The sequence below is a fragment of the Streptomyces sp. ME19-01-6 genome (assembly GCF_033793745.1).
In the GTDB taxonomy this organism is placed as follows: Bacteria; Actinomycetota; Actinomycetes; order Streptomycetales; family Streptomycetaceae; genus Streptomyces.
In genome coordinates this window covers 28,808-51,543 of sequence record NZ_JARAXF010000030.1, presented here as the reverse complement: position 1 = coordinate 51,543, position 22,736 = coordinate 28,808, and the positions used below count along the sequence as shown (strand labels likewise).

Below are 22,736 nucleotides of genomic sequence, written 5' to 3'. Positions count from 1 at the left end.
GCCGATGCAGCGCCACCGCCACCGGGGGCCGGATACGATCCCGGCAGTCACCACAGCCCCGCATCCTGCGGGGGCACATTCCGGGGGGAAAGATCAGCGTGCACATCGTCGGCATCCATGGCATCTGGCAGGGCAACACCAACGCCGTGAAACTCTCGGCCGACTGGGCCGGCGCCCTGGCCAAGGGCCTGCGCACCCACCACGGCCCCGCCTGCCCCATCCCACCGCTGACGGTGGCCTACTACGGCAACCTCTTCCGCACCCCGAGTAAACGCCTGGGCGCACAGGACGCCACCCCGCTCGTCGACGACGCCGACCCCTTCACCGACCAGGAAGAGGCATTCGTCCTCGACACCCTCGCCCTGTACGCCGCACCCGATCTCGATCCCGAACAGCTCGAGACCGAAACCCTCGGCCTGGGCATCCCCTACATCCCCCGCCCCATCGCCCAGGCCGTGGTCGCCGTCGACCACAAGATTGGCCGTGACATGGGGCGGCGCCTGCTGGGCTTCGTCCGCCAGGTCTACCGCTACCTGCACCACGACATCGGTGAGCGCATCCGCGCCGAGGTCCGATCCGAACTGCACCGCCCCGGGCCCCGCCTGGTCATTGCACACTCCCTGGGCAGCGTCATCGCCTTCGACATGCTCACCCGCGAGGACACCGGCCCCGGCCCTGACGGCCTGACCACCCTCGTCACCTGCGGATCCCCTCTGGCCTGGCCCACCATCCGTCATTCGCTGGGCCAGGAGGGCACTCTTGAACTGCCCGACGGCATCAACTGGTTGAACCTCCACGCTGCCGGTGACCTTGTCGCCCAGAGCGGACTGGCGGCCGTCGCTCCGGCCGTCCGCGACGAACTCGTCCGCAACGGCATCACCGATCCGCACACTGCCCTGCGCTACCTCGAGAAGCAGCCGCTCGCCGACCTCATCGTCGAAACCAGCGCCCTGTGAGCCCGAACCGCCACCGCCAGCAGTCCAACGGGCCGAGTGGGCGGGCGAACTCCGCAGCGATGCATGTCCAGTTCCACCGGCAGGGATGACATCTGCGGCCGGGCACAACTGCGCCCGGTGCCGCAGCGCTGAAGTGGCGCGGTACAACCGCTGTACGGCGCGTACGCAGCCACGGCTGTTTCCCGGCTGACGTGTCACCGGCTCACCGGGCGGGGGTGGCAGCCGACGACAACACCAGCAGGGCCGCCAACTCGTCCTGAGGCGGTTACGCTGCTGCCTCTTTGAGTAAGCGGGGGGCGAGCAGTGGAAGACTACGACCTGGATTCCCTGGTGGAATCCTGGCAGCCCAAGCAGACCAGTGATGTGATGCGGCGTGCCTTCGCCGAGCGCTGCCGATGGGTCGAGACCATGCTCCAGGTCCGCGCTGATGCCGAGATCCGTATGAGGGCTGCCAATTATTCGTCGGGACCGGCCATCGAAGCGATCTTCCGGGAAGAACTCGGCAGGATCCTGCCCCGGCGCTACCAGGTGACCTGCGGCACCTTGTCCGACCGCGGAGGCAACACAGCAGGAGACTGTGACGTTGTCGTCTTCAATGACACCTGGTTCCCGACTGTCAAGCAGCGCGCCACAGCGGACGACCGGCAGCACGTCATGCCGATCGAAGGCGCCTACGCCGTCATCGAAGTGAAGCAGACTCTCACCCAGCGCTCCCTGGACGAGGCGCTGGGCAAACTCGTCACCTGCCACCGGCTCGATCGTCCGCTCATGCCGGTGGGTCGCATGGTGGAAAACCGGAGTTTCGGAGGCAGCGGTAACCGCATCGGCAATCCCCTGTTCTCCGCGATCGTCGCCACCCGACGCGACCCCGACACACCGCTGAGTGACCTCGTCGAACGCTTCCTGGCCATCAACCGGCGCCTGAACCGCCTGGAGATGGTGCACTGCCTGTGCATCCTGGGTGAAGCCTGCTACCTGTGGGGCTGGGTTCCCCAGGGCAGCAGCGAAGCCAATGTCGCCACCTTCTTCGGTCCGCAGGACCTGCAACAGCCGCTCATGCTCATCGAGGGCACACCCGACCGAGCAGAGTCTCCTCTGGGCGTTCTCGTCTCCCGTCTGTTCGCCCACGTGACCAATTCAGTGCTGGGAGAGGTCCAGGACATTCCGTGGGAGTACGGGATCGGTCACGACCTGCAGCCCTACCAGCAGGGCATGTTCCAGACCCCGCCAGCGCAGGGGCCGTGGCAGTGACTGCCGCCCCTGCTGGGGGTGCTCCGGCGGCAACGCTGCCGGTCCTCATCGTGCCTTTCAGAGCCTGTACACCGCGGCGTGGGCGGTGCTCGCGCGGCGGTGTTCGCGGCTTTGCGGCATTGAGTCCACGGCCACCGGTTGCCGCGGGCCTACAGCCAGCCACTGGCGCTGGCAGCAGGCGGTCAGTGCGCAGATGAGTACGTGGAGCCGGAGGCGGACCGGGGAAGGGCAGCCGGCTGCCAGTGCACCTCGTCGGTGTCCCGCTGATGGTGCCAGGCCGCCAGGGTACGGCCGGCGACCAGCCGGTCGAGCAGTACTCCGGTCTGCTGGGGGGAGTGCCCGCACAGATGGGCAACAACGGCCATGTTGGCTGTGGCATCGGCCGCGGTGGTGTGGGCGGCCAGGACCAGCCCAGTCAGCCGTTCTGCGGGTTTTGCCATCGCCGGAACGATGAGTGAGGTGGGCTGCAGGGCCCAGTGGGCGGCGCGCCGACGGGCGCTGCGGCCCGGGCCCTGGTTCAGCGCCGCGTCGTCGAGCAGCCGCACCTGCAAAGGCGCTGCCCGGGGATCGGGCAGGTCGAGCCAGCCGTCCTGCACCAGCTCCTGCCACGCCTCGGTGTGCCGGTTCAGGCGCATGCCGCGCAGCAGGCCGGCTGGCAGCCGGGCGCAGCCGTGTGTGTCGGCGCGCAGGGCGCATTGCAGGGCCAGCAGCCGGGCGGCGGGGGAGGTGACGCAGCCGAGCGCGGAGGCGAGGTGGGTGAGCATCTCCCGTACCCGTTGCGGCTCGTCTCCGTGCACCCGCGGCCGGACGGGGGCTGAGGCGGCCGGTCGGTGAGGGCTGAGCAGAGTGTCCGGCACAACAGCGGTGTGGCTGGTTGCCGCCGCGCAGGCCGCGCATGCGTCGGCCAGCCGCCAGGTGCGGCCGCTGCGGTCGCGGGTCAGGGCCAGCAGCACCCGCCCGGCACAGCCGCGATGACGCGGATGCCAGACGCAGCCCCGCAGCCGGCACTGGCAGCTGCGCAGGTGCGGCGGCAACGCGTCCACACGGGCGTGGCAGGCCAGATGGGACAGGGCGGCCGACCGTGCGGAGGACGCCTGCAGAGGGAAGGTCTGGGCGGTACACGAGGGGCAGACGAGTGCGGGGCCGCCCGCCTGCGGACGCAGCTCCACTGTCCAGATACGCCGCACTGCGGCATGTGCGCCACCGAACCTCATGGGCCGGTCGTCCTCCCGTCCGTCTGTCCTTCTCGTGGCGGGGTTCACCATGACGGCCCCCGAGACGGACGCACTGTAGTGCAGATTCCCGCACCGCGGATTTCGCCCTCCCTCCGCCCTGGCGAAAGTGCAGAAACCCGCACTGACGGGGCAGGGGTCTGCACCGTCGGATGGTCAGGTGACGATCTTGCCGCCCGACCCCGACCTCACTGCGCTGCGCGTCGTGCTCGCGCGCCTGCGGGCCGAACGCGGTTGGACCTTCGACGAACTCGCCGACCGCAGCGGTCTGGCCCGGCGCACCCTCATCGACCTCGAACACGGCCGCACCACCGGCAGTGTCACCACCTGGCACACCCTCGCCCACACCTTCGACGTGCCCATCGAGCGCTTCCTGGGCGCCCTGTGCGACGACCACACCCCGCCCGGCACGGCCACTTCCTGAACCCCGCTCCGTCCCGCCACGCACCACGCCGGGAATCACCCGATCGGGCAAGCAGGCATAGAACAGCCATCCGCAGTAACGCTCATGCGTGCGGGCTCGTTGGGCCGGCCGTGGGACATATCCCCGACACGTTGCTCATGCCTGCGTGTCGCCTGGCACGGTCCGGGCCATGTGCCCCACGCCCGCCCCCGACGGCCGCCACTGGGACGGCAGCCCTCGCGCCCCCCACCGCCCCCGCCCGCTCCGGGTGGCCACCACCAGCCCCAGCCGCTTGCTGCGCGCCTGCCAAACCGGCCGCTGCCGCCGCTGTGGCTACCGCATCGACCTCTACCAGTGCCACGACCAGCGGCCCATCGCCCTGCACCCTGCCGAACTGGCCACCGCCGACGTCCCGGAATCCTGCCGCTGGCACCTCAGCGGCGGCATCGCCTACCCGCACGGCGACAACAGCGCCTGGTGCCGCATCCCACATGCCGTGCTCTGCCCCCACCGCACCCCCACCTGCCAGGCCGGCCCCCGCATCGAGGCGATCCGCCGCCAACTCGCCGTTCGCACCCGCCGCCTCATCGACACTGGGGTCCTCACCCCCGCCCCCCCCCGCGACCCCGCAGCCCGTCCCCCCGACCGGGGGACCCGACCGCCCCGTCGTCCAGCTGCTGCTGTGCCGCTACCTCGCCCAGCAGCGGCTCGAGGACCTGCGCTGCGTGGCCCAGACCCGCCACCGTCACCGCTGCCCCAACCCCGTTCTCGCCTCCGTCGGCCTTGCCGGGATGTGGAAACTGCTGCCCACCACTGCCCGGCACGGCCAACTTGCCTTGCCCGATGCCCTGATGGCCACCTACGACCTTAGCCACCTCTCCTACGGCGAACAGCTGCGCTGGCGCACCCAGCGCTGTCCGGCGCACGCTGCCGTCCCCGGCGCCGCCGACCTTGCCCTGGCCTGCTGGCAACCCTTCGACCCCCTCATGCACGCGGCACACATCCACACCCGGCTGCCTCACCCCCGCCCCGAAGGGGATGACTCGTCCCCTATCACGCTCTGGAAATCACACTGACCCGCCCCCTGCCCCCGCCCGTCCTGCACCGCGCCGCCCGCCTGCTGCCGCTCGCCGCCAACCACGACGCCACCCGCCTGATGGCCCTCGTGCCCGCCAAGACCCCCCACCGGGCCGCACGCCGACTACGCAACCGGCTCGGGGAGCAACTGCCCATCGACGTGATCACCACGCCCTACCCCGACGCAGACCACAAGGTGCTCCTCAACGTCGCCTTCCCGTCCACCGTGAACGCCGCCCTCACCGCTCAAGCCCATCGTGAGCACCAGAGCCCTGAACGCCTGGTGGAACTGGCCGTACACCGGGCCCTGGCCGAACTCGCCGATCAGGAAATCGACCGCTTCGACCGGGCTGTACGCCGGCTGCTGGCCCGCACCACCCCCGCCTACCTGCTGTCCGCCGTCGGGCACGCACTCACCCGGCTCCCCGAGAGGCCCACCCCGTGAACCCCACCGACGAACAGACGGCAGCCGCCGACGCCTTCCACGCCGGCCACCACCTCGCCCTGCAGGCCGGTGCTGGCACCGGAAAGACCACCACCCTCGCCTTCCTCGCCCGCGCCACGACCCGCCGCGGCCGCTACCTCGCCTACAACCGGGCCATCGCCCAGGACGCCCGCACCCGCTTCCCCAACACCGTGCAGTGCAAGACCGCCCACGCCCTCGCCTACGCCGCCGTCGGCCACCAATACACCCGCCGCTTGAACGCACCCCGCCGCCCCGCCTGGCAGACCGGACAGGCCCTCGGCCTGACCAAGGCCCTCCGCATCGGCGACCGCGAAATCTCCCAACGCGCCCTGTCCAACGCCGCCCTGCGCACCGTCGCCCGCTTCTGCCACACTGCGGACGAGGCCATCACCCGCCACCACGTCCCCCGCCTGCGCGGGCTGGACGATTCCGACCTGCACGCCCAACTCACCGCCCACATCGTGCCGTTCGCCCGCAAAGCCTGGGCCGACCTGCAGCACCCGGACGACGGCGCCGTTCGCTTCGACCACGACCACTACCTCAAGATCTGGGCTCTTGCCCGGCCCCGCATCCAGGCCGATTTCCTGCTGCTGGACGAGGCCCAGGACACCAATCCCGTCGTCGAACAGATCTTCCTCACCCAGCGCGAGCACGCCCAGCTGGTCATGGTCGGCGACTCTGCCCAGGCCATCTACCAGTGGCGCGGCGCCAAAGACGTCATGACCGGCTTCGACGGCACCCACCTGACCCTGTCCCAGTCCTTCCGCTTCGGCCCCGCCCTCGCCGCCGAGGCCAACCGCTGGCTGCACCTTGCCGACGCCCCCATCCGCCTCACCGGCACCCCCGCCGTGCCCACCGAACTCGGCCCCGTCGCCCAGCCGGACGCCGTGCTGTGCCGCACCAACGTCGGTGCCATGGCCCAGGTCATGACCCTCATGGCGGCCGGCTACCGGGTTGCCCTGGCCGGGGGAGGAGACAGCCTGCAGGCCCTGGCCCTCGCCGCCCGCGACCTGAAGGAGGGCCGCCGCACCCACCACCCCGAACTCATCCTCTTTCCCTCCTGGGGCGATCTGCAGGACTACGCCGCCCACGACCCGGCCGGACGCGACCTGCAGCCCCTGGTCAACCTCGTCGACACCCACGGCACTGATGCCATCCTCACGGCCGTCGCCCACCTTGCCCCCGAGCCGCACGCCCAGGTCACCGTCTCCACCGCCCACAAGGCGAAAGGACGTGAATGGTCCCGCGTGCTCATCGCGGACGACTTCGCCCGTCCCAAGGACAACACGCCCGACGAGCAGACAGGCCCCCCGCCGACACCCGATCCCATCGCCGACGCCGAAGCCCGCCTGGCCTATGTAGCGGTCACCCGCACCCGCCAACGCCTCGACCTGGGCGGACTGTCCTGGATCCACGACCATCCCGACGGCCCCCCGGTCGGCCACGACCGCCCCCGTCCACCGGCGCTGCCACAGCCTCCTGCCGCTGCCAGGACATGAAGCCGGGTGCCCGCCAGATCGGCCTGCTGGCCGGCCCGCACCCCTTCCGGGACGGCCAGGCTCGACGCGACACCCCGCTCCAGCGCGACGGACGATAGACACCTCGGCGATCCCGATGCGCCTGACACACGCTCACTGCTGCGGCTGGGGCTGGGGAAGGACAAAGACAAGTTTTGTGGTTTCCAGGCCCTTTGAGCCCGGTAGCGGTCATACTGGTCCAGGGACGCACGTGATGCGGGGGTGGAGGGGGACTTGCCGGATCAGCCTGACTTGTTCTCCGTGCAGCAGGAGGACGACGCGGAGGGTCTAGAGCACATACCGCCATTCGTGGCACCGGTCGCTGCTGCACCGAGCGCAGTGACACGCGATCCGGTGGCACTGCGCATCGCCGAGGCCGTCCGGGACGTGTTCGGCGACTTCGGCTCCGAACACGGCCTGAGCCGCGTGGAGATAGCCCAGGCCTGCGCCGCGGTGGCCTCCGCCGACGAGTTCGATTCGAGATTCCGGATCTTCATCAAACTTCGTCTGCTGGAGTCGCTGCACGGCAAGTCATACGACCAGCGGTATGTGTTCAACCCGACCAGCGGTGCCGCACTGCTGGTGTACGAGCGCCTGGGGGAGGCCGGCGGTGTCCAGGAGATCACCATGCTGCTGGACCGGGCCCGCGAAGGCCTTCTGAACGGCTCCCTGACCGAGGAACAACTGGCCGCCAAGATCGCCCAGGCCCGGCGGAGCCTTGCGAACTACACCAACCACCTGCTGCGGCTGGTGCGCACCAGGCCCATCGAAGAACTGCTCGGCCAACGTCACCACCACGCCCACACCACATCGCTCGAGGAAGCGAAACACCTCGTCCATGCCGTCGCCGAGCAGTACCCCGCACTGCGTTCCGGCGGCACCCGCCTGATCCGGGAAGCCCTGCGCTACACAGGAGCCGTCCACGAGTTCCACGACCGGCTCATGCAACAAGCCACCACCCGGCGCGACTTCAGCATGCTCCTACCCGAGCAGTACCTGACTGCGGCCCTTCGCTCCTCCACGGAAACGCTCGCGCAGGTGTTCGCCACGACCGTCTTCGATCCGCCCCACGTCCAGATCACCACGGGCCAGATCCTCACCGCCGCAGCCGACCACCAGCCCCCGCCGCCGCGGCAGCGCCTGCCGCGCCCCCCGACGCAGCCGCCCGGCCCGGATCCGGTCGAGACCGCACGCGCCAAGGCCGCGCTCGCACGGCAGCGGCGAGAGGCCACCGTGACCCTGCTCATGGCCGGAAAGGACGAAGCCGACGTCACCGCCCGCCTGCGTGCCCTGCCCTGGCAGGCAGCGGTCAAGCACCTGGTCGACATGCTGCGCGCCGCAGCCGACCCCGCCATCCCGCTCATGCTCGACATCTCCCGCGAGGTCATCGTGGACGCCGCAGGGCCGGTCACCTACGCCTCGCCGGTGACCGTGTACCGCATTCCCGACAGCCCACAAGACATGAACGACGACACCGAAGCCGCACCGCAGAGCCCCCATGAGTGACCCCTACCTGCTGGCACGGGCCCGAGCCCTGCGCACGGTCCCTGTCCCGGCGGACCGCGCAGAACTCACCCAGCTGCGCTGCGCCGCCGACGATGTGGAGCGCCGGCTGGTCGATGTCGTCACCCCCGACGGGACCCAGGAGCTGATGACCGGCTGGGCTCCCGATGTGGAACCGGCAAGTGGCGCGCTGGGCGACAACGACGTCCACCGAACCGCCTCGACCGTCCGCCTGCTCACGCTGGCCTGCTGCATCCGCCACTGCTGGCCTGACCCCAGCCAGCCGCTATACCCGGGACAACCCGCCGCACAGCAGGACGTCCTCGCCGCCCTGACTCCTCTCCAGGACACCCTCGCGCCCCGCGACGGGGCGGCCGTGCTGGGGCAGACCGGGCACTTCCTGACGGCCCTGCGGTTCCTGCGCGCATGCGGACACCTCGCGGCAGACGTCGGCGACGGCATGATCCGCCTCGGACCCATGGTCGCGCTGTGGTCCGAGCGCGATGTGGCCGAACTGCGTAACGGCTACGACATCCTGCCCGCTCCGAGGAAGGGGTGAGCCCGTGGACGTACCGGCACTGCAAGCCCTGTCCCACAACCGGCGGGCCGACGTCCGAGCGGCGGTCTGCGCCGTGGAGACCGCCGTGATCCCCGTACCGTCCGTCCACTTCCGTGCCCTCGCCGAGATCCCGCTGCGCATCGTGGTGGAACAGGTTCTGGCCGCATCCGGACGCACCCTGCTCGCGGTCGGCGGCGGCTACCTCTCCGGTTACACCGACGAGATCAGACAACGTCTGGCGCACGAAGGAATCGGAGTCCTGCCGCGAGACGACCGCGCCGTCCTCACCTTGATCCTTCTGTTCAGCGTCGCCATTCCCCGAGCGTCCGGCACCGCCCTGCCCGAGCAGCTGTGGACCCAGGGCACCCCCGTGCCCAGGGACCAGCTCAAGGGCTGCCAGGTGTCCGACGTCGTTCTCACCAGCGCGCTGCAGCGCCTCACCGACGCCGACCTGGTCCGGCGGACCAGAACGGGCTACGTCCTGGGCCACCAGTTTCTGCGGCTGACGGCGGCTGTGGGCGCCGAACTGTTCGAACAGCTGATCCTGCTAGCCGATCCCGACAGCGCTCTCTCCGAATCGATCCGCCGGCGCCGCGCCCACCCCACCGCGCCGACGGCCACTGCTCTTGATCACGAGGAGCACGACAGATCATGACCACCCCGCCCACCTCCGACCCGTCCCGGGGCATCGTCGGCGACCGCCAGCTCATCGCTGTCCAGGCCTTCGACATCGCCCGGCTCACGGCACACGCCGTCCCGATCATCCCGGAGACCTTCATCGCCGTCTCCGGTCTCGGCCCCAAAGACGACTCGAACGGCTCCGGCAAGACCAGCTTCCTCATCGCGGTCTCCCTGCTGCTGGCCGATCCGCAGTGGCGCCTGGAGACCAACGGGGGTCGGCACGCCAGCGGCATCCTGTTCCGCCCCGACGCAGCAGGCGTCGACCAGGCTCACCAGGCTTCCCCGGTCACCCACGGCTACATCGTCGGCGTCTTCGCCCACCCCGACGAACCGGCCGCGAACCCCCTGACCGTATGGGTCCGCATCGCGACCACCACCCCCTACCTGCAGGCCAACTGGACCGAAGGCCTGCACGTCGCCGACGCCCCCACCGATCACGAGCGCAGCATCCAGGCCGACGCCCTGTGGCGCGAACTGGGCACCCGCCAGCTCCTGTCCGCCCGCGCCATGGCCGAGAAGCTCTACGGCACCGCCCCGCGCTGCCTCACCTACCTCGACACCGCCCTGCGCCCGCCCGTGCCCTCACTGCTCAGCCAGCAGCTGACCGAGATGGAGCCCCAAGACATCGGCCGGTCCCTGATCGCCCTGTCAGGCATGACCCCCCTGCTGGAGGAGGAAGACGACCTGCGCGGCCAGGCCCTGCAGCATCGGATCAGCCTCGAGAAGGCCCAGGCCGAGCACACCCAGGCACTGCTCGCCGAAGAACAGGTGATGAGCGGTGTGCGCGCCCGCGAGACCGCCTGCCTCGCCCTCCAGCGCGGCCACGAGGCATGGCACCGCTACCTCGCGGCCTCCTACCGCGACGCCCACCACAGTGACCAGCGCGTTGCCGCGCTCATGGAGGAAGAGCAGCAGGCCGCCGAGAAAGCCGCGGTCCTCGTGCAGGATGCCGAGGACCGTCTGAACTTGCTCGGGTCCGCCGAAGAACTCGCCACCCAAAAAGGCGCAGCCCACCAGGCATGGTCCGACGCACGACAACTTGTCGGCGAACTGTCCAGGAAAATGACGGAGTTGACTACGCAACAGGCGATGCTGCGGAACCGGCGGGCCACCCTGCTGCCTGCGGCGCAGGGCTGGGACGGCAGCGACTGCACCGCCACTGCCGCCCGCCTGGACCAACGCCAACGCGAGCACGCCAAGGCAGAGCTGCAATGCGACGAGGCCGAGATCGCCGTCACCCATGCCCGCACCCACCTGCACGACGTCGAGCAGGGCCGCAGCGGTCAAGCCGGCCGCGCCATCGATCTGCTGGGCGAACACCGCATCCGTGCGCACGGCCTGCTCGACCAGCTCAACGTAGACGAGGGCGTACGCCCGGGGTGGGAACCGCGCCTTGCCCCCTGGCAGGACGCGATCGTCGTCGAACCCGAGCACGAAGACACAGCCCGGCGCCTGCTGCATGCCGCTCTGCCCGGCGCCCAGATCATCTCCTCCGACACCGGGCAGAAAGCCCTGCCCGAGGGCATTCACAGCACCCTGAACGTGACCCGCTTCCTCGCCACCCTCCAACAGCGCCTGATTCCCTCGTCCGACGGCTTGGCCGTCCGTGACCAGGCACTGGCGCTGACCGTGACGGGCGGCTTCCCCACCGCCCTGGCCGGACGCAAAGCCCAACTCCGACAGGCCCGCGCCAACCTCGCAGCCGCAGAACAAGCCTGCACCGAGGCCACCGAAGCCATGACCGCGGCCACCGCTGCCCTCACCCTGGCCCAGACCCTGCACGCAGCCGCCCAGGCGGCTGAAGAACTCGCACACCTTGGCACCCAGGAGAACGACCTCCAGGCCAAGATCGACGACCTTGCCAGCCGCTCCGCCAACGCCGCTCGCGACGAGCAGGAGTTCCAGCAGGTCTGGCAGGAGGCCGTGGCCCGGCACGCCTCCCACAAGCAGCTCCTCACCAGCGCAAAGCTCACCCTGGAAGCGGCCAGCAAGGCGCTCAAGGAACGCCAGCGCAACCTGGCCGCCCTCGAACGCCAGCGCGAGCAGGTCGCCGCCGCCCAGTGGCAGCAGCAGTGGGGCGCAACCCTCGAAGACGCCACCCGCCTCCTGGACCAGACATCGGACCAGACCCGTTCCTCCCGGCCGGCAGCCCTGCGCCGACAATCGGAAGACCAACTGCGCCGGGCCTACGAGCACTACGGCGTTGACGGCACCTCAGGCGCGGACGTCAGCCAAGACCTCCGCACGGGCCAGGAAATGATGCAGTCCTTCGCCGACACCGATCCCGCCGGCCTCCCCTCCCTCACCTTCGCCGACGTAGCAGCCCCGCTGGGCAACCGCCTCGCCGGCCATCGGGACCAAGACGAGGTCGCCGCAGCGCGCATCACCCACGACCAGCACGCCCGGCAGCAGGCCATCGCAGAACTCACCGACGGCGTCACCACCAGCGCCCGCAACCTGGAAACCCTCCAGGACATGATCGAAAAGCACCTCGACGGCCTCTTCGCTCAGATCAGCGCCGCATTCCACGACCTCGACCTGCGCAGCGACGGCCACGGAGCCAAACTCGAGCACATCAGCATCCGTCCCCAGGGCGCCGGGGACTGGCAGTGGCAGGTCATCCCACGATGGAAACGCTCCCGCAGCGGCGGATACGTCTCCTACCGAGAAAACGCCAACAGCGCCCAGGTCAAGGTGCACGCCATCCTGCTCGTCCTCGCGGCGCTCCTGGCCGACTCTCACACCCAGGGCAGAGTCCTGATCCTGGACGAACTCGGCAACAGCCTCGGGGAAGTCAACCGCAAGGACATGCTCGCTGCCCTGCGCGACGTCGCACGCGACCAGCACCTGACCATCCTCGGCACCTGCCAGGACAGCGTCCTCGCCGACGCCGCCGACGTCTGTGGGGAACTGCTGTGGTTCGTCCACGCATCAGCAGCCGACATCATCAACCAGCCCACCAGCGCATGGGCCTTCGACAGCAACGGCGCCCGCACCCAACTCACCGAAGACTGGATCACCGCAGGACGCTCCCATGCCTGACCTCACTCCCCGACCTCCTCTCCTCATCGGCGAGGCACACGGCCGCGAGACCGTTCCCCTGCGCAACCTGCCGCCAGGCATCACCGCCGTCACCCTGCCGCGGATCACCAAGGACAGCGACGACACCATCCACGTGCGCGTCCCCCGAGACCGCCGACGACGCGTCAGCCCCCGGCAGGTCGACCTTGTCGCCGACCACCCCGTCAGCCCCTACGACCCGCCACCCACCCTGACTACCCGACAACTGATCAAAGTCCTGCAGACCAAGACCGCCAAACGCTGGCCCACCATCCAGGCCGACCTCGGCGACAACGCCTGGCAGATCGTGGCCGACCTCATCCGCTGTGGCGCCGTCATCCTGCGCTGCGACGTCGTCAACGCCACCGGCTACAGTCCGCGCTCATGGACCCTGACCCGGTCATGGGCCGAACTCGCCGAGGACAAACTCGCCGAACTCCAGGGCCGCCAGCATCCTGAGGACCTGCACCGCGAGCTCCTCGACATCATGTCCGGCGTCCCTGAGCTCGCCCATGAGCACGCTCTGCTGGCCACGACGCCGCCCGGCCGGGTCCTGAAGATCCCCGAAGGCACCGCCACCAGGGCCGAGGACTGGCGCGTATACGAGATCGCCATCCGGGCCGCCGGCGTCTGGTGGCCCGCTCAAGGCGCACCACGCAAGATCACCGCGAAGGAGCTCGCCGGACGCAGCCTGCGCGACACCAAGAGCGCCTGGACCCCCGCCCGGCAGCAGGCCTTCTCCAACCTGATCGGCATCCCCTTCGATCAGGCCGTCGACAAGGCCGACACCGAACTACGCATCCGCGGCCCCCTGCAGTGGCGCGTCGGTACCGTTATCGCCGACGCGGCAGCCTGCCGCCCCTGGCTCGCGCTTCCCGCCCGCGGTGTCCGCGCCCTCGGCATGATCTCCTGCGACGCCCGAGGCGTCTTCCTGGTCGAGAACGAGGACACCTTCGAACAGGTCTGCAAGATCCCGGAGATCGCCGACACCTGGCTGTGCATCTGGGGCAAGGGCTATGCGACCGACGGCCTGGCCGAATTCCTCCGCGGCCTCGACGGCCTGCCCCTCGCGGCATGGGGCGACCTCGACGCCCACGGCATCCGCATCATCGGCAACCTCGCCGACCGCATCGGGCGGCCCGTCACACCCGTCGCGATGACCGTCGACCTCTACCGGGGCGGCACCAAGTACCGCCAGGAGCCCACGAAACTGAAGGAGAACCGCAAGCTCGCCGCCCAGCTGGCGTGCGACGGCATCGAGGCCCTGCGCGACCTGGCCGAAGAGATCGCCCGGACCGACGGGCACGGCTGCGAACAGGAGACGCTCTACGACGAAGTCCTCCCCGCACTCCCCGGTCTGCTAAAAGCCGTGCACGTGTCCGGCAGCTCCTGACCTCCCAGAAGCGGGCAGCGGCCAGCAGGTCGGTTCGGGCCGGGCGTGCCCGGCTCCAGCCTTCCTGCTCCAGCCGGTGGCCTGCTGCGAACATGGCATCAACACCCTGCCGCGTCTTTGGCGCAGGGCGAGTGCCTCGCTGCGCACGGCTCAAGGGACGAGGATGCCAGCGAGCAGGGACAAGTCGAGCTGAGGCAGACGTCCGGCGTGCGCGCGCAGATGCCGGGCTTCGGCCAGCATGACAGGGGAGAACAGGCTCTCCCTGGGCGAGCAGGCCATCAGACGGTGGTGGGCGCGGGCCCCGGCCAGCAGCGGGCGTGCCCAGGCAGGCACGGCATGCAAAGGGCAGTGCCGATGGCCGACCCCGTGGAGCTTGATGACGCAGACGTCGCCGGAGATGTCGAGGTCGCGGGTGAAGCGCAGGCTGCCCAGACCGGCCCGTGTGAAGGCCAGTACGCTTAGAGCTCCGGCGATGAGCGGGTGCGCGAGAGCGGCCAGAGCGGTGGCCTCCTCGGACGCGATCTCGAGGGCAGGGGTGGCCTGGTCCAGCTGCGCCGTGGCCAACGCACCGGCGCAAGGGTGAGCCCGCCGCCCGGGCCTCGTCGACGCGGCCCTGGTCCCGCGCGGCTGCGGGGTGGGTGACTGCCCCGTAGCCGTCGCCGCCGCTCCCGTGATCGCCGGGGGAGCGGGAGGGAAGGAGGGGCGCGCGGGTATCGGTCCCGGCTCGGCGAGGAGCGCCTTGAACTGGGTCCGGCCGCTGATGCGGCGCTCCACGCGGGCCAGCGCCGGCGGCAGTCCGCGCGGGGCCTTCTGCCACAGCAGCGTCAGCTGAGCCCCCGTCGACTCGCGCCAGGCGAGCAGTTGGTCGATGCGCCGAATGGTCAGCAGATGGGCCCGGGGGACCACAACGTGCCGCACCCCCATTGCGACGCCCCAGGCAGCCGCGGCGAGCCAGGCCGCGTTCACCGAGTCCAGCCACACATCGGGGGAGTCGGGCCCGGGGGCCAGCCGCTTGCCCAGCGCATACAGCATGTCGTGCGCCAGCGCGGCCGGACTTGCGCTGGCCGGCGTCGGCTGCACGGTGATGCGGCCTTCCCCGGGACGGTGGGCCTGCAGCGCCGCCCGCGTGTAGAACAGGTCGTCCCGCTCGTCCACCACGATCGTCACGTCGCTGTACGCCACTGCCACAACCCTCTCCCGGCCGCGCGCCGCCACACCGCCCCGGACCGGCCAGGCGCCAGGCCGGTCCGTACGGCGCACGGTTGCCGGCGGCGGCCCGGGCTTGCCGGGCCGCCGCGCCTGCGTGGGCGTTGCTACATGCCGCCGAGCTTGCTGTACACCCAGTTGACGAGGTCCTGCTTGACCTCGGTCAGCCCCTTCTTTTTCATGCCGTTGAGCATGTGCTTGGTGATGGTGGCCCAGTTGCGGAAGTTGCCGTGGGCCGCGGCCCGGTCGATGTTGCGGATCATCTGCGGGTCCACCCCGGTCCACAGGGGGTGGAACGCCGGCAGTGTGCCGACGACTTCGGCCTCGGGCATGCGCGTGAACTTCTGCCAGATGAAGATCCGTGACGCCAGCATCGGTTCACGCTTGAGGACCTTGTAGCAGCCATCGCCGCCGGCGAAGATCACCGCGATGTCGGTGTTGCGGTCGTCCCACAGGTGGCGCCAGTACTCGAACGAACTGCGGCCCATCCACTGGGCCTCGTCGCACACCAGCACCCGGAACGTCTGCGACAGCGTCTCCTTCAGGAGCGTGTCGAATTCGATCGGCCGGGTCGGCGGTTCCCCGGGCAGCCCCAGGGCGTGAAACAGTCCGTGGCGGATGTCGCGGGGGGTCGGCCCCGAGCGCAGCTCCAGGCGGTAGGTGTTGTCGGGGGCGATCTTGCGCAGCGCCGAGTTCACCGACATCGTCTTGCCGTATCCGGCCGCTCCGTAGGCGACCATCATGGCCTTGGCATCGATCGTCGCCTGGACGTCGTCCAGGGTCGTCATGAGCGCGTCGGTGGCCACCAGGTGCGCATCGAGGCGGTGGAAGTGGTCCTCGTCCTCTGCGGGCAGCCTGCCGTAGTCCATGTCACCGCTCACGCGTTCTCCTCAGGGGTGTCGTCCTCCGGCTCGTCCGCGGCCGGTGGGATCGGGCGGGCCCAGCCGTCCGGGACGGGCTGGTGCGGGATGTAGCCGGGATCGGCCCGCCGCAGGTCCGTGGCAGCCGAGTCGGCAAGTTCTGCCTCGGCCTCCGCCTCGGTCAGCGCACCCAGACGCTCGGGCGGGGCGGCGGTGGTGACGGCCTCGAAGCGCTCGCGGCGCAGCCGTGCCGCGGCCTTCATGTCCGCGCGAAGCCGCCGCGCCTTCGCGGTGCGCGCGCTGCGGACCTTACGGACCTGCTCCTCGCTGGCCGCCTCGGCCAGAACGGCGCTGCCCAGGTGTACGCCGTCCAGGCCGAAGACCTCGATGGTCAGGTCGTGGTGGGGCAGGTGGCGCACCGCGACACGGACACCGGCCTGGCCGACCATCCAGGGGGCGATGTAGTGGCGGTTGCGCCACCGCACGCCCTGCGTGGTGATGGTGCGGGTGCGGCCGTCGTCCTCGAGCCCGAAATGGGCCAGCTGTTCGGCGGGAACGTCATGCAGGGGAGTGGGATCGCACGACCACGCCTGCATCGGGGTACGGCCGCCCAGCGCCCTGGGCTGGTGCTCGGTGTTCCACCAGTGCACCCACTTCAGCAGCAGTTCTACGAACGCCTCGAAGGAGAGCGCGGGCTCGTCCGGATCCGCGGTACGCCCGCCGGTGAGCGTCTGCCGGTGCACGTAGCGCGGCATGGAGACGAACAGCATGTCCTCGACCGCGCCGTTGAGCGCTTCGATGGTGCCCTTCAGATGCGGGCTGTAGGCGGGAAGATCGACGACGGGCACGGCGAAGGCGCCCAGGGCCGAGGCCACGGTGGCACACAGGAACTCCTTGCCGCGGTCCACCCGGATCAGGCCCGGCAGGCCGCCGGCCGGCCCGAAGGGCTCGGTACGGTCCAGGGCCATCCGCAGGGCCGCCAGCACCGCATCCGCGCTGGGTGCATGGGGCGTCACAGCCACCCCCGTGATGACTTTGGTGTGGCAGTCGATGAACCAGGTCACCCAGGGCTGCACGAGCTGGTCCTCGAGCAGCACCCGCACGGGCACACACTTGTGGTCGCCCTCCCAGGCGGCGTTGCGGTGCGCGGGAGGACGCTGTGCGAACACGTCGAAGGCCCGCCGGGCGGCCTCCCCCTTGGCGAGCCCGGCCCGCTCCCCGGGCGTCAGGTCCCGGCGCAGCGCCCGGTGGATCGTCGACAGTGACGGGGCCGCAGGCATGCGGGGATCGTCCAGGGCCCGCTGCTTGAGCTCGCGGTGGACGGCGGAGGCGTTGCCTCCCCACAGCACCAGCAGCCGCCGGATCTCGGGGGTGACGCTGAACCGTGTCCGGGATGCCGCGTCGACGTGGCCGGTGGCGCGCGCGGTGGCGACCCACCGCCACACCGCCCGCTCCGAGCGGCCCACGGCCGTGGCGACCAGCTTCACGTGTGCGCTGGTCAGCTCGCCGCTCTGGTCCAGCGACAGCAACCGCGGCAGCGCGGCCAGCCGCCCCGAGCGGGCGGTGAACACCGCTTTGCCGGCACCCTGCGTGCCGGCAGAAGAGTCATTCATGCGGTCTGCTCCTTAAATGGATACGAAGCGCGGAAGGCCACAAGTGCCGTGCTTCCGCAGGGCGTTGGCGGTGTCCGGGCAGGACGGTGCGGGCAGCCCCTGGGCCGTCGCCAGGGCTGTGAGGCGGCGTCATGCCAGGGGAGGCGGGCACGGCCCAGCCGTCAGCCAGCGCCGGGTGCGAGCATCAGCACCTTCGCCAGGAAGGGGGGCGTGTTCCTCACAGCCCGGCTGCCCGAGGAGCACTCGTGCGCCGGGATACCGGGGAGGACCCGGCCCGGCCGCCCTGCTGCGGCGCCGTCGGGTGGACGGCTGCGGTCGGCGCTAAGCCAGTTCTTGTCAGCGCCGGCCGCAGGCATGCAGGGGCGCCCTGTGATGCGCCGGGAAGGAAGTACCGGGCCTGCCGGTCACCGCAACGCGGAGCCACCGGCGCCCGAAGAGGCTGTTCGGGGACTGGGAGATGGGCTCCTCGGCGACTGTGGTGGCCGGTTTGGTACTGCTCAGGTGTTTTCCAGCAGGCGCTGGATCCCGTCGTGGATGGCTGCGGTGCGTTGTTGCGGTGTGAGCCAGGCGGCCGTGGAGCCCTGGCCGGTTTTGTTGATGAGTAGGACGTTGTCGACGACCTCGGCCACCGGGAACAGGTGGCTGATGACGATGACCCTCTTGTCCTGGGCCACGCTGTCGCTCAGGACGGCGAGGGTGTCGCCCAGGCGGATGTTGTCCAGAGAGCCGAAACCTTCGTCCAGGAACAGGCTTTCCAGCTTGTTGTGGCTGGTGTTGTGGAGTTCGACGAGCGCCAGCGCCAGCGCGAGGGAGCTCTGGAAGGTCTCTCCGCCGGAGAGGGTCTCCGGGTCGCGCGCGTGATTGGTGGCGCGTTCAAGGATCTGGAAGTCATCGGTGAATGCGTAGTCACCCATGGAGATCTGCCGGAGGATCCTGCTGCCGTGCCTGAGCAGCGCATGGGTGCGCTGATCGGTGAGATAGGTGAGGAACTTCCCGTCGGTGAGCTGGTCGCTCACGCTCTTCCACACCGCGGCCTGCCGGCTGGCGGCTTCGAGGGCGGTGCCCAGCGCGTCGGCGTAGGGGATTTGGGACTGTGCGGTGCGCAGATCGGCCTTGGCCGTCTCGTGCGCGCCTTCGGCTTGGATGGTCTTGCGGCTGAGCGGGTCGAGGACGGCGGGGGCGAGCAGGTCGCTCTTCTCGGGCACCGGGAAGCCGGGGTCCGGGTCCGTCTCGTCGGCGGTGGCGCCGGCTTGGCGGATCAGCTCCTTCTCGAATGCGCGGACCTCGTCGTCGGCGTGCTGAGCGGCCTGCCCGAGAGTGCCGGTCAGACGCTGATGCAGCGAGGCGAGGGCCATGCAGTAGGTGTCGACGGCGGCCAGGTCGCCTGCGTCCGGAACGGGAGGCAGGTCGGGGGACGCCTCGGCCTCGAGAAGACCTGTGGCATCGGTGGCCGTGTCCGCCCAGCGCTCCAGCTGTTTGATGAGCTTGCGTGTGGGGGTCTCGACGGTGCGCCGGCGGCGTGCGTCCAGGGCCTGCAGGTTTTCGCTGTGCAGCGTGAGGGCCTTCTGGGCGTCGTCACGCTCCAGTGTCCTTTGCTCGAGCCGTTCGAGGCGCTGGCCGGCCGCCTCCTTAGCGGAGGCGATGTCCTGCAGGGAGGGCAGTTGTGATGGGGAGGGCTGGGCGGGGCGGATGGAGGGCGGCAGTTCGCTGACCTCCGTCAGCACACTCGCCAGCTCGGTCTCGTACTGCAGCCGGGTCTTGTCCAGCCGTTTGCGTTCACGCTGCAGGCGGCCGCGCTGACGCTTGAGCTCGGCCCGGGCCGCCTCGTTCTCGGCCTGCGCCGCCCCCAACTGCGCCTGGGCGCTTGTGTGGGCCGCGAGGGCCTCACCCTCTGCGTCGCGCAGCGGCTGGGTAAGTGCTTTGACCGCACGGGTGATCTGCGCCCGGCCTACTGGTTCGCCCTCGGCGAGGGCATGCGCCTGAGCCGTCGTCTGCCGGCCCAGCGCGTCCAGGGCGGTGGCCGTGGCGGGAGCACCGGCCGGGTGTACCGCATCCACCAGCTCCTGCACCTGGAGCAGCGCCGCGTCCATGCGCTCGCGGGCGGCCAGGTGTCCGCGGCGGTGCTTTTCGACCTTCCGCTCGGTTCCCTTCAGCTGGGCGGCCGCTTCAGCCTTGGCCTCCACCGCCGCTTCGACGGCGTTCGAGCGTGTGGTGACCTTGCGTTTGGCCTGAGTAAGTGCCTTGCCGTCCAACAGCGGCGGGGGAGCGAAGTCGCTGGGGACGGGCTGGGTGCACACCGTGCAGGCGTCCCCGGGCGCCAGACCGGCACCCGCCGCGTGGGCCGCCTCCCTGCGCTGCAGCGCTGCGAGGTCGTCCTGGGCCGCTTCCAGAGCGCCGCGCAGCTTCTTCAGCTCGCTCTCCAGGCCGGCGCTGTGGCCGCGCTGTTCCTCCACCGTCTCGAGCGTCGTGCGCTGTGTCTGCAGATGCCCGGCCGCGGCGTTGGCCTCCTGCAGCGCTGCCCGGACGGCCTCCTGGACCTGGTCGGTGTGCGTGCGCGCCTCGCTCACCATGCGCTCGGCCCGGCCGGCGGCCTCGACGAGGGCCGCGTTGCGCTGCTCGTGCTCTTCCAGTTCCTGTCGTGCCTGCGTGTGCTCCTGTTCGTGCTCGTCGTGCTGAAGCTGCTCCTGCTTCAGCCGCTGTTCGACGGCGTCCAGGCCGGCTGCACGCTCCGGCAGGCGGGACAGGACAGCGAACGCGCTGGACAGGGAGCGGAGCGTGTCACCGGCCTGTGCGGCCGTATCCAGCGTGCCCTGCGCCGCCTCCAGCTTCGCGGCCAAGTCGCGTCCGGTGGTCTCCTGCTCTGCTGCCTCGGCATCGAGTTCCCTCTTCTTCCGCGCCAGCGCGGCCATCGTGATGCTCGAATCCGCAACAGCGCGCTCACGCAGCAGCCGCGCCGCTTTGTCCAAGCCCGTCTTGCGGTGCTTGTGCTCGACGGCCCGGCTCTGGGCCGCGCGCAGCGCATCCAGTCGCTCGCGCCGGCGGGCCGCGATACCCCGGGTGCGTTCCAGATCCAGCAGCGCCTGGGAAGCGGCAGCATGAGGATCCGGCAGGAGAAGCGCGCGGGCCCTGGTTCCCTCGGTGATCTGCGTATTCAGGCGCTCCAGTCGCACGCCGGCCCGTTTGCGTACACGCTCGAGCTCGTTGATGCCGAAGATGTGCCGCAGGATGTCGGCACGCATGGCCCTGGGGGCCTTGAGGAGGGCGTCGAACTTCCCCTGGCGCAGCAGGACCGTGCTGACAAAGCCGTCCCAGTCCAGCCCGATGATCCGGGTCACCGCCTGCGTCGCCGCGGACTTGCCGTCGACCCGCAAGTCGGCGCTGTCGTCGGCCAGGGGCTCGAGCACGGCCTGCGGCCCCTTCTTGCCTTCCGCATGCAGGGTGCGGCGCACACTCCACTCGCGGCCGTTCGCCGAGAACTCGAACGCCACGTCCATGCTGGGGCATCCCTTGCCGATCAGCTCGTAGGCGGCCTTGGGGTCCTTGGACCACGAACACGTCCCGTACAGGGCGAAGATGATCGCCTCGAGGATGGTGGACTTGCCCACGCCGGTGTTGCCCAGGATGGCGAGCAGGCGCTTGCCGGTGAAGTCGATGCTGCAGGTGCCGGCGTAGCTGCGCACGCCCGTGAGGGTGAGCCGCAAGGGCTTCACGACGCCTCCTTCCAGGGATTTTCCAGCGCGGCGCGCAGCTGTTCCTCGGCCGGGACCGGGGTCAGCGTCTCGTCGTCGAGTTCGTTGAGCAGGTGGAGGAAGGCGGTGACGGTCGACTCCGCGGCATCTGCGTCCACTCCCTCACGGGCCAGGTAGGCCCGGAACGCGTCGGGGAGTTCCGGCTCATCGCCCAGGTCACCGTCCAGGACGGCGCCGGCGGCATCTTCCCGGGCCGGGGCCGGGTTGATGAGGATCGCGTTCGGGACGATCTCGGCGATCTTCTGGCTGAGGAGCCCGTCGGGCTCCTCGCCGGTGATCACCGGTTTGAGGAAGGTCCCGTCGTACTGGTCGGCCGCGGCCTTCAGTTCCTCGAGGGTTCCGGTGAAGTGGGTCAGCCGCCGGCCGCTGGAGAGCCGGCGCGGCAGCACCCGCACCGGCCGCCCCGGGTCGGCGTCGACGATCACGACGCTCTTGGTCTCGTCGGCTTCACCGAAGTCCATGGCCAGCGGGCTGCCCGCGTAGCGGGCGGCGAACTTCAGGCCCTCGATGGCCTGCGGGCGGTGGATGTGTCCGAGAGCGGCGTACGACACCACCGGAAGATCTTCGGGAGGGGTCTCGAAGGCCTCGTCCACGGCCCGTTCGCTCGGGGAGGTCCTGGCGCCTTTGACGAACACGTGGGCCGTGAACAGCAGAATGTCCCGGTCGGGGTCGTACCCCTCGTGCAAGGCCTCCGTCAGTTCCCCCTGCAGGCCGCGCATCGCCTCGGCGTAGTCGGCATACGACGTGCCGGAGGTGGAATCGCGCCGCCAGAACCGGTTCGGGTGCACGAAGGGCAGGACAGCCAGCCGGATGCGCTGCTCACCGCCGCAGGCCTCGAAGGTCATCACGCCCCCGTCGTGTACCGGGCGGAGCCGGTCGACAAAGAACAGGCCCCGGCCGCAGGAGGGACCGGTCATGAAGTGGAGGAACTCCAGGTAGTGGGGGGAGTCGTGGTTGCCGGCCACGACCACGGTGGGGGCGATGGCGGCGAGTTCGCGCAGGGCGCGCATGGCGCGGAACATGTCCCGGACGGTGGGACGGGAGGAGTGGAACAGATCGCCGCTGTGGACGATCAGGTCCGGCTGGCTCTCCTGGGCGATGGCCACGATCTCGGCAAGGACGGCGTCGAAGTCCTCGTCGCGTGGATGCCCGTGCAGGATGTGGCCCAGATGCCAGTCGGAGGTGTGGAGCAGTCTGCTCATGCCTTCAT

17 protein-coding genes and 1 pseudogene are annotated in these 22,736 nt (G+C 70.2%); 12 read left to right on the top strand and 6 right to left on the bottom strand.

Features of this window, described 5'->3' with window-relative positions; translation table 11 throughout:
* Positions 1 to 98 precede the first annotated feature (98 nt).
* Together PV419_RS41055 and PV419_RS41050 are read left to right on the top strand one after the other, a co-directional pair.
* The gene (locus tag PV419_RS41055) at positions 99 to 956 is read left to right on the top strand and encodes a hypothetical protein (protein ID WP_319697824.1); all 858 of its coding nucleotides are present in this window, start codon (positions 99 to 101) and stop codon (positions 954 to 956) included.
* A gap of 303 nt (positions 957 to 1,259) precedes the next feature.
* On the top strand, positions 1,260 to 2,207 hold the full coding sequence (locus tag PV419_RS41050) for a DUF6602 domain-containing protein (protein WP_319697822.1): 948 nt from the start codon (positions 1,260 to 1,262) through the stop codon (positions 2,205 to 2,207).
* Positions 2,208 to 2,389: 182 nt separating this feature from the next.
* On the opposite strand, the gene PV419_RS41045 is transcribed toward PV419_RS41050, so the two are convergent.
* Entirely contained in the window at positions 2,390 to 3,421 is a 1,032-nt protein-coding gene (locus PV419_RS41045; protein WP_319697820.1) for a hypothetical protein, read from the bottom strand.
* A 178-nt stretch (positions 3,422 to 3,599) separates the two neighbouring features.
* Here PV419_RS41045 and PV419_RS41040 point away from each other — a divergent pair, with 178 nt between their 5' ends.
* From PV419_RS41040 to PV419_RS40995, 10 genes and pseudogenes are all read left to right on the top strand, one after another.
* A complete protein-coding gene (locus tag PV419_RS41040; RefSeq protein ID WP_037775690.1) occupies positions 3,600 to 3,863 on the top strand; it encodes a helix-turn-helix transcriptional regulator in 264 nt (87 codons plus the stop codon).
* Positions 3,864 to 4,032: 169 nt separating this feature from the next.
* Positions 4,033 to 4,374 (top strand): annotated as a pseudogene (locus PV419_RS41035) (DUF6083 domain-containing protein); the annotation flags it as partial.
* A 193-nt stretch (positions 4,375 to 4,567) separates the two neighbouring features.
* A complete protein-coding gene (locus tag PV419_RS41030) occupies positions 4,568 to 4,918 on the top strand; it encodes a hypothetical protein (protein WP_319697924.1) in 351 nt (116 codons plus the stop codon).
* 89 nt (positions 4,919 to 5,007) lie between these two features.
* The gene (locus tag PV419_RS41025; protein ID WP_319697816.1) at positions 5,008 to 5,364 is read left to right on the top strand and encodes a hypothetical protein; all 357 of its coding nucleotides are present in this window, start codon (positions 5,008 to 5,010) and stop codon (positions 5,362 to 5,364) included.
* Positions 5,361 to 6,884 carry a UvrD-helicase domain-containing protein gene (locus PV419_RS41020; RefSeq protein ID WP_319697814.1) on the top strand — a complete coding sequence of 508 codons (1,524 nt, stop codon included), beginning with the start codon at positions 5,361 to 5,363 and terminating at the stop codon, positions 6,882 to 6,884. Before PV419_RS41025 ends, PV419_RS41020 begins: the two co-directional genes overlap by 4 nt.
* Positions 6,885 to 7,241: 357 nt before the next feature.
* The gene (locus PV419_RS41015) at positions 7,242 to 8,408 is read left to right on the top strand and encodes a hypothetical protein (RefSeq protein WP_319697812.1); all 1,167 of its coding nucleotides are present in this window, start codon (positions 7,242 to 7,244) and stop codon (positions 8,406 to 8,408) included.
* Positions 8,401 to 8,964, top strand: a complete 564-nt coding sequence (locus tag PV419_RS41010; RefSeq protein ID WP_319697811.1) for a hypothetical protein — start codon at positions 8,401 to 8,403, stop codon at positions 8,962 to 8,964. The genes PV419_RS41015 and PV419_RS41010 overlap by 8 nt, the downstream gene beginning before the upstream one ends.
* Positions 8,965 to 8,968: 4 nt before the next feature.
* A complete protein-coding gene (locus PV419_RS41005) occupies positions 8,969 to 9,619 on the top strand; it encodes a hypothetical protein (protein ID WP_319697809.1) in 651 nt (216 codons plus the stop codon).
* Complete coding sequence (locus PV419_RS41000) at positions 9,616 to 12,687, top strand: hypothetical protein (protein ID WP_319697808.1); 3,072 nt, start codon at positions 9,616 to 9,618, stop codon at positions 12,685 to 12,687. Before PV419_RS41005 ends, PV419_RS41000 begins: the two co-directional genes overlap by 4 nt.
* A complete protein-coding gene (locus tag PV419_RS40995; protein ID WP_319697806.1) occupies positions 12,680 to 14,098 on the top strand; it encodes a Wadjet anti-phage system protein JetD domain-containing protein in 1,419 nt (472 codons plus the stop codon). The genes PV419_RS41000 and PV419_RS40995 overlap by 8 nt, the downstream gene beginning before the upstream one ends.
* Before the next feature lie 150 nt (positions 14,099 to 14,248).
* Here PV419_RS40995 and PV419_RS40990 read toward each other — a convergent pair whose 3' ends face one another.
* The 5 genes from PV419_RS40990 to PV419_RS40970 form a co-directional block, all read right to left on the bottom strand.
* Positions 14,249 to 15,286, bottom strand: a complete 1,038-nt coding sequence (locus PV419_RS40990; RefSeq protein ID WP_319697804.1) for a hypothetical protein — start codon at positions 15,284 to 15,286, stop codon at positions 14,249 to 14,251.
* Positions 15,287 to 15,411: 125 nt separating this feature from the next.
* Entirely contained in the window at positions 15,412 to 16,185 is a 774-nt protein-coding gene (locus tag PV419_RS40985; protein ID WP_078968246.1) for an ATP-binding protein, read from the bottom strand.
* Positions 16,182 to 17,777 (bottom strand): Mu transposase C-terminal domain-containing protein, encoded by a 1,596-nt coding sequence (locus PV419_RS40980; RefSeq protein WP_319697799.1) that lies wholly within the window; start codon positions 17,775 to 17,777, stop codon positions 16,182 to 16,184. Before PV419_RS40980 ends, PV419_RS40985 begins: the two co-directional genes overlap by 4 nt.
* 497 nt (positions 17,778 to 18,274) lie before the next feature.
* Positions 18,275 to 21,487: an SMC family ATPase gene (locus PV419_RS40975; protein ID WP_319697797.1), complete on the bottom strand. Its 3,213-nt coding sequence runs from the start codon at positions 21,485 to 21,487 to the stop codon at positions 18,275 to 18,277.
* Positions 21,484 to 22,728: an exonuclease SbcCD subunit D gene (locus PV419_RS40970; RefSeq protein WP_319697795.1), complete on the bottom strand. Its 1,245-nt coding sequence runs from the start codon at positions 22,726 to 22,728 to the stop codon at positions 21,484 to 21,486. Before PV419_RS40970 ends, PV419_RS40975 begins: the two co-directional genes overlap by 4 nt.
* Positions 22,729 to 22,736: the final 8 nt, after the last annotated feature.